Origin of the sequence: Lentibacillus halodurans (assembly GCF_900112045.1) — a bacterium.
Taxonomy (GTDB): Bacteria; Bacillota; Bacilli; order Bacillales; family Amphibacillaceae; genus Lentibacillus; species Lentibacillus halodurans.
Genome location: NZ_FOJW01000002.1, coordinates 1 through 7526 on the forward strand (window position 1 = coordinate 1; position 7526 = coordinate 7526).

Sequence of the window (7526 nt, forward strand, 5' to 3'; positions counted from 1 at the left end):
TATGTACAATGCATCAAGGTTGGTGTCTATCCATTCACCAACATTTAAGAAGTATTATGAGAAGAAGCTATTAGAGGGTAAGCACTATAATGTAGTATTAAGTCATGTAGCGAAGAAATTAATAAGAGTAATATTCCATTTACTGCAAACTGGGGAATCATATAAAGAGGTTAATACGTAATAAAATTTAACAGGATAGAAGAAATAAGCTTGATGATAAATTTAAAAATTTGTAAATCATCAAGCTTATTTGTCAAGCACAAAATTATAACAAAGAAATATTAAAATTTTGTAGTAAAACTTGTTGACTTTATATAGTTAGCCTCAGATTTGTTGTTTCATAATGTTTGCATCTTTTTCATAGGTTTCCTGCATTTGTCTGGTGATGTTCCCGGGTTTTCCGTCAGCAACCGGGTTACCATCAACTTTAACTACCGGCATGACCTCAGACGTACTGCTTGACAGAAATAATTCATCAGCATTTCTGATATCCTCAACGGAAAAGGATTCCTCAAAAAATGGGATGTTCAGGTCATCAGTAAATTGCTCCACCCGCATGCGCACACAGCCGTGAAGAATATTGTTTGTTGCAGGGTGAGTATATATGCTGCCGTCTTGCACAAGGTAAATATTGGATGAACTGCATTCAGTCACAATTACATCGCGGTGCAATATTGCCTCATAGCACCCCTTTACTTGTGCTTCTTGTTTGGCGATCACGTTCGGGAGCAGATTTAAACTTTTAATATAGCAATTCTCCCAGCGGGTATCCCGTTGTGTGATGGCTGAAACCCCGTTTGTCAGCTGATCTATTTTGCGTGGCATATCTCGGATATAGGCATATACGTTTGCCGGCGTGTCAGTCGGAAAAGCATGATTGCGTGGTGCAGAACCACGCGTCGCCTGCAAATATACTATTCCGTCAGAACTCATATCATTTTGCTCCAGCAAATCGTGTAATAGGCTATTAATGTCTTCTTTGGAAAATGGCAAATCAATTTTAATGGCTTCAGCAGAACGAAATAACCGATCAATATGTTCAGGCAGCAGATAATATGAACCATCATAAATGCGAATTACTTCATAGACACCATCGCCAAATTGCAAACCACGTTCTTCAAAAGGGTAAGTCAAGTCGTCACGGTGGGTGAAATGGGTTTGTGATAGTATAATAGGGTAAACAGACACCTTATACACCTCCTTAAAAATTATTGTATAATGCGGTGCTTTTTCTGTAAAGCGTGATAATTATCACAGAACAATCACTTGAAATCCTGTATAATGTGAAATATACACTTATAAAGGTGGAAGTGTGAAATGGATCCATTATTAGAACGGTTAACCATTCAAGAGATTGAAGAGATTATGGCTTCTTCAAGTGAGATGCATGTTCCGAAAAATTCACTTGTGTTTGAAGAAGGTGCCCTGCCGATCATTTGTATTTCATCAAGAAGGGAAGGTACGTATTTTCAAAGAAATTGAAGCGGACAAAGATCTGACCATTTTTACACGCGTTGCAAAAGATGGGTTTGGTGAAATCGGAATTTTTGGCGGCGAATATTATTCAAATTCGGCAAAAGCTATTCAGCACAGTTCTTTATACGCAATTAAACGTGAATCCATCGAAGAGATTTTATCGCAAAGCGGCGGGCTCAGTCTTCATTTTACACGCTGGCTAGCTGAATCACTGGAGGCCAGCAAAGCTAAGATCCGTGATTATATTGCTTTTGGTTCAGAAGGTGCAGTTGCCTCTGTATTTATACGTTATTCCAATATGTACGGTATTGTCACCCCTGAAGGCATCAGAATTACCAAGCCGGTTTTGATTCAGGATATCAGCAGACACATAGCTATTTCCAGAAAAACCGTAAGCCGGATCGTGAATAAATGGAAAGAGCAAGGAATTATCAGGAATTAGAATAAATATTTTTTACTTCAAGATGTGGATTACTTTAAATAGCTTCTTGCCTGTGATCAATGCAGCGTCGAAAATTGTATGCTGTAAATTGGGCTGCTTCTGCAATCGTATCCGGATGAACACAAGTGGCAAAATAATCTTCTTTGCTGGGATTATTTTGCAGGTTATAGAGATGTCAGCTAAAAAATTATCATAAACGGTTGATTCCGTTTAATAGAGTTGGTATACTATATAATGTTCTTAAGAAGGACATCAAAATACATCATTTGCGGGTGTAGTTTAGTGGTAAAACCTCAGCCTTCCAAGCTGATGTCGTGGGTTCGATTCCCATCACCCGCTCCATACATATGTCACAACGCAGTGTTTCGCGATATAACGAAGCATTGCGTTTTTTCATAGCGGAAATTAGTACGCCCTGATTAGTTTTGAAGTATCATATTGGGCTGAAACTTTTAATGGCTGATGTTGGCCGACACGCTGTTTATCATCTAGTCAACGCTAACTTCAGTCACTGGATAGATGAGACGGCACCTGGGTTTTCCTTAAACTTGAATGTGTCTCTGCAACCATGTATTCTAAGTTTGAACAATGAAATTTGAGGGGTTTTTATGAAGGAATTAATACAGAAATTAAAACAGATTGATGGAAAAGGGTATAAAGCGTATAAAAGTGTTCAAGGTCACTACAAATTTTCTAATTTTGATTTGTATATTGATTATGTTCAAGGTGATCCATTTGCAGCACCTTCAAAAATAAGGGCGTTTATACCGGCAAAGAAGCGAGTCTTACAAGACAGCTGGCTTGAATCGTATAGGCGAAGGGTGGCAACTGAAGATGCACTTGCCCGTAAGGTTGGAGCGGCGATTGCAAAGGGTGATTTTTCCATTAAAGGTTCGGGTAAAAGCGGCAATATTCAGTTTGATCGGCCTGGCCAGGAAGTGCTTGAAAGGAGTGCGGTACAGGCTGACACCAATGGAATTACGGTATGCATTTCGGTTGGATTGCCTGCCAATGGTCGCAAAATTAATGGTAGAGAGGCTGAGAAATTATTGGTGAATACTGTTCCTGCTATTCTCAAGAATTCCATTTTCTCGATAACCGATAACGAAATTGAAAAAGCCGTACAATTGGCTGACCAGCAGGAAGCGATTAGAGAAGTAATGCGCAAAAACAATTGGATTGCATTCGTTGCCAATGGATCTGTTCTTCCGAGGGAAAGTGGTATCAGCAACCGGCCACTCAAAGATGCGGTACCGTTCCAAAGCCCCGGGGAGAATGAAGTGGAAATTGAGATTCCACATCAAACGGAGCCGGTCAAAGGCATGGCGATTAAAAAGGGTATCACACTGATTGTCGGCGGCGGCTATCACGGAAAAAGTACCCTGCTTGAAGCCATCGAACGCGGTGTGTATTCCCATACAAGAGGGGATGGAAGGGAATACGTGCTGACCGATGTGGATGCCGTAAAAATCCGTGCTGAAGATGGCCGTAAAGTGACAGGGGTTAATATTTCACCGTTTATTAACAATTTGCCGCACAAACAGGGTACAGCGTATTTCTCAACGGAGAATGCCAGCGGAAGTACTTCACAGGCGGCAAACGTGATCGAAACTCTCGAAGCTGGTGCTGCAACGCTGCTGATTGATGAGGATACAAGTGCTACGAACTTTATGATTCGAGATTATCGGATGCAGCAGTTGGTCCATAAAGATAAAGAACCGATAACACCCTTCATTGATAAAATCAGGCAAATGCGTGATCAGCTAGATTTGTCAACAATTTTAGTCATGGGCGGATCCGGTGATTATTTTGATGTTGCTGACACAGTGGTCATGATGGAGGCGTATGTGCCTTATAATGTAACAGATGAGGCAAAAGCGATTGTTGCGGATAATCCGATAAACCGGGAAACGTTAACAGATGAATCCTTTGGCAGTATCAGCCAACGGTATTTCCTGCAGAATTCCCTGCAGACCAGGAAAGGGAAAAAATCCAAAACACAGGCTAAAGGGCTGACTACCATCCTGATGGGACAGACAGAGATAACATTTGCTGATACAGAGCAACTCGTTGATACCTCCCAGACAAGAATGATTGCGGAAATGATTCAGTACTTTGACCGGACGAATGCTCTCGGACAAAAGTCACTGTATGGTTTGCTGGATGATATCGAACAGCAAATGGATCAGAAAGGGCTGGCCTCCTTCACTGTCTTCAAAGACCAGCATCCCGGTGATATTGCCAGGCCAAGAAGGTATGAGATTGCTGCAGTCCTAAACAGAATGCGTACAGCGAGAGTCAAGCAAGTGTGAAACAGGAAGGGAGGCAGGCCGGATGAACTTAGATCAGTTGAGACAGGAAATAATCGACTACAGCAAGAACATCGGTATTGACAAAATCGGGTTTGCTTCTGCAGATGTATTTGAAGGATTGAAAGAGCGTCTGAAGCGACAGCAGGAACTCGGCTATCAATCCGGTTTTGAAAAAGGATCGATTGAGGAGCGAACGGAACCGGAGCGGCTAGTGCCGGAAGCTAAATCGATTATTTCAGTTGCTTTAGCCTATCCCTCCCGTATTAAGGATGGGGTGAAAGGGACTAAGGAAGAGCGGCGGGGGATATTTTGCCGTGCTTCCTGGGGGACTGACTATCATGATGTGCTGCAGGATAAACTGGGGAAGCTTGCCGCATTCATCAATGAAAAAGTGCCTGAAGCAACCACTAAAGTAATGGTTGATACAGGCGAATTATCTGACCGGGCAGTCGCTGAGCGGGCCGGGATCGGTTTTAGCGGAAAAAACACTTCAATCATCACACCGGAATTCGGATCGTACGTCTATCTTGGTGAGTTGATGACCAATCTTCCCTTTGTTCCGGATAAACCACTGGAGGATGGCTGCGGTTCCTGTACGAAATGTCTTGATGCCTGTCCGACCGGAGCCCTTGTTCAGGGTGGTCAGCTAAATGCGCAGCGCTGTCTGGCGTTTTTAACTCAGACGAAAGATTTTATGCCGGATGAGTTCCGTCCGAAAATCGGTAATTTTATCTACGGGTTTGATACATGTCAAGTTGTTTGTCCATACAATAAGCATGTTGATTTTCACAATCATCCGGAATTTGAACCGGATCCAGAAGTTGCTAAACCGAAATTGAAGCCTATGCTCCGGATCTCAAATAGAGCATTTAAAGATACATTCGGGCATATTGCAGGGTCGTGGAGGGGCAAAAAACCGCTGCAGCGCAATGCTTTAATTGCCCTCGCTCATTATAAAGATGAGACAGCTGTTGATGAGATGATCACCGTTATGAAAAATGACCCGAGACCGGTTATTCGCGGGACAGCGGCCTGGTCACTCGGGAAAATCGGTACAGAAGATGCATTTGCTGCGATTAAAGAAGCGGTGGACAAAGAAACTGACGAACAAGTATTAGCTGAAATGGATAAAGGATTGGCATTTCAGGAAGAATTCTCGACTACTTGATGAAAAAATTATCCGAACAGAGGTGTAAATGATGGAACTTTACTATAGTGAAATGGATTCGCCGGTTGGCACACTGACAATTGTCAGTAACGGGGAAAAAGTGATCCGGATTGACTACGGGTCCTTTGCTGATCTTGAAGCAACCATGACAAAATGGGCCAGCCATTTTTTTGATAAGCCGGTATTTATCCCGAAGCCCGAAAAAGTTCATCATGTTATAACAGAATTACGTGATTATTTTCAGGGAAAGCGACAGAACTTCTCATTTGATTTCGAGTACTATGGCACACCATTTCAGCAGAAAGTCTGGAAAGCACTGCATGATACTATTCCATATGGTCAAACAAGAACGTATAAAGACATTGCCGGTACAATTAAACAACCGAAAGCCGTACGCGCAGTTGGTGGTGCAGTCAATAAAAATCCATTTTCGATTGTTGTACCCTGCCATCGTGTGATTGGGGCAAACGGAAAAATGATTGGCTATGGCGGGGGATTGGATAAAAAAGAATTCCTGTTGACGCATGAGGCAAAGTGACAGCATTGATTTTCATGAATAGGATTGGGACAGACTTTCTCTCCATATACTGATTATGGAGGGGATTTTTTATGGAAACATTAAAACAAAACTGGCTTGATTTTTTTCAGTCTGATCGAAAAGAGGATAACTGGTGGGAACGTAAGAGGGGTTTGTACCGTGATCGGAAGGCTGAAATGGTTCGGATAAGTGGAGAGGGGCATCTTTTTGAGAAACTGCGGTGTTCTGGTCAAACGACTTTCCGGTATTTATTGCATTTATCATTTTTAATTAAGCAGCACGATCTATTTTTTAAGGAAGAGCAGGTTATGCCTTTTCAGTTCAGGCTTGAAAACGGGAAATTAGTCGAACATAAAGTGATGGAGAGACCATTTCAAACAGAGGAAATTGCAGGCATTGAAGCTGAATCACTCAGAGGGCTGACTGAGAAGCGATTCTCCTACGACAGGCGTTCAGCTGTTCAATATGCGGAGCGGTGGTGGAACAGTTATAACCCGTCATATCGAAAATTTGATGTGGACTGCACGAACTATGTTTCGCAGTGTATGCGGGCTGGCGGGGCTCCGATGCGGGGAGCACCTGACAGGGGAAGCGGTTGGTGGTACCAGGATGAAACCTGGAGCTACAGCTGGGCAGTGGCACATTCATTACGCTGGTATCTAAGCGGGTCAACTTCGGGGTTAAAAGGGAAAGAGATGGAATCCGCCCGTGATCTTATTCCCGGCGATGTTATTTGCTATGATTTTGAAGGTGATGGCAAATGGGATCACAACACGATTGTCGTTGCAAAAGATGCTGATGGCATGCCACTTGTGAATGCCCATACCGATAACAGCCGTAACCGTTATTGGTCGTATGAAGATTCAACTGCGTGGACACCCGAAATCGGATATAAATTTTTCCGGATTGGCGAGTGATGATATAATAATAAAGTTATCATTAGCATAAGAGGAGAATAAGTTGTGAGTCTACATGTCGTATTATATCAGCCGGAAATCCCGGCAAATACAGGAAATATTGCCAGAACATGTCTGTCAGCAAACGCAACACTGCATTTAATTCGTCCACTCGGCTTTTCAACTGATGATAAAATGGTCCGACGGGCAGGGCTTGACTACTGGCCGTATGTTGATGTCCGTGAATATGACGCAATAGAAGAGTTGTATGAAGCTTATCCGGATGGTATGTATTATTACATTGAGAATGTCGGTTCCAATTATTATACAGATTATAATTTCACTGATATGGATCGGGACCTGTTTTTTGTATTCGGCCGTGAAGGCAGCGGATTCCCGGAAAATTTTCTGGATGGAAAAGAGAACCAGTGCCTGCGGATTCATATGGGTCATCGGGTACGCTCGTTAAATTTGGCGAACACAGCAGCCATCATTGTTTACGAAGCGTTAAGACAGCAAGGTTTCCCGGGTATGAGATAGTATAACTTAATTATGTTTAATAAAAGCATCGGAAAACCAGCCGATGCTTTTATGCTGAATTTCATCCTCGGAAATCAGCTACTGCCCGTATTTATGCTTTGATCCTTTTCATTCAGCGGGAAAGACTCGCTGAATGAAGTTTCACTTTATCCCG

Annotated in this window: 8 protein-coding genes and 1 tRNA gene; 8 read left to right on the forward strand and 1 reads right to left on the reverse strand. The window is 42.6% G+C overall.

Translation table 11 applies throughout. The features are described from left to right. Positions 1 to 324: 324 nt before the first annotated feature. Positions 325 to 1188 carry a D-amino-acid transaminase gene (gene dat / locus BM195_RS02685; RefSeq protein ID WP_090233232.1) on the reverse strand — a complete coding sequence of 288 codons (864 nt, stop codon included), beginning with the start codon at positions 1186 to 1188 and terminating at the stop codon, positions 325 to 327. A 129-nt stretch (positions 1189 to 1317) separates the two neighbouring features. Between dat and BM195_RS18470 the strand changes: the two genes are divergently transcribed. From BM195_RS18470 to BM195_RS02720, 8 genes are all read left to right on the forward strand, one after another. Beyond that, positions 1318 to 1482: a hypothetical protein gene (locus tag BM195_RS18470; protein ID WP_244535650.1), complete on the forward strand. Its 165-nt coding sequence runs from the start codon at positions 1318 to 1320 to the stop codon at positions 1480 to 1482. Then, positions 1421 to 1918, forward strand: coding sequence for a Crp/Fnr family transcriptional regulator (locus BM195_RS02690; RefSeq protein ID WP_244535651.1), 498 nt, complete (start codon positions 1421 to 1423; stop codon positions 1916 to 1918). Before BM195_RS18470 ends, BM195_RS02690 begins: the two co-directional genes overlap by 62 nt. Before the next feature lie 268 nt (positions 1919 to 2186). Then, positions 2187 to 2260 (forward strand) — tRNA-Gly (locus BM195_RS02695). 266 nt (positions 2261 to 2526) lie between these two features. Next, positions 2527 to 4230: an ABC-ATPase domain-containing protein gene (locus BM195_RS02700; RefSeq protein WP_090233235.1), complete on the forward strand. Its 1704-nt coding sequence runs from the start codon at positions 2527 to 2529 to the stop codon at positions 4228 to 4230. 22 nt (positions 4231 to 4252) lie between these two features. Then, positions 4253 to 5398 carry a tRNA epoxyqueuosine(34) reductase QueG gene (gene queG / locus BM195_RS02705; RefSeq protein ID WP_090233238.1) on the forward strand — a complete coding sequence of 382 codons (1146 nt, stop codon included), beginning with the start codon at positions 4253 to 4255 and terminating at the stop codon, positions 5396 to 5398. A 31-nt stretch (positions 5399 to 5429) separates the two neighbouring features. Continuing rightward, entirely contained in the window at positions 5430 to 5936 is a 507-nt protein-coding gene (locus BM195_RS02710; RefSeq protein ID WP_090233240.1) for a methylated-DNA--[protein]-cysteine S-methyltransferase, read from the forward strand. A gap of 71 nt (positions 5937 to 6007) precedes the next feature. Continuing rightward, a complete protein-coding gene (locus BM195_RS02715; protein ID WP_090233242.1) occupies positions 6008 to 6853 on the forward strand; it encodes an amidase domain-containing protein in 846 nt (281 codons plus the stop codon). A gap of 45 nt (positions 6854 to 6898) precedes the next feature. Continuing rightward, a complete protein-coding gene (locus BM195_RS02720) occupies positions 6899 to 7372 on the forward strand; it encodes a tRNA (cytidine(34)-2'-O)-methyltransferase (protein ID WP_090233244.1) in 474 nt (157 codons plus the stop codon). Positions 7373 to 7526 lie beyond the last annotated feature (154 nt).

Excerpts from the sequence above, each read along its gene's own strand:
- BM195_RS18470 (WP_244535650.1), top strand. The coding sequence starts at position 1,318 with ATGGATCCATTATTAGAACGGTTAACCATTCAAGAGATTGAAGAGATT.
- BM195_RS02700 (WP_090233235.1), top strand. The coding sequence starts at position 2,527 with ATGAAGGAATTAATACAGAAATTAAAACAGATTGATGGAAAAGGGTAT.
- queG (WP_090233238.1), top strand. The coding sequence starts at position 4,253 with ATGAACTTAGATCAGTTGAGACAGGAAATAATCGACTACAGCAAGAAC.
- BM195_RS02710 (WP_090233240.1), top strand. The coding sequence starts at position 5,430 with ATGGAACTTTACTATAGTGAAATGGATTCGCCGGTTGGCACACTGACA.
- BM195_RS02715 (WP_090233242.1), top strand. The coding sequence starts at position 6,008 with ATGGAAACATTAAAACAAAACTGGCTTGATTTTTTTCAGTCTGATCGA.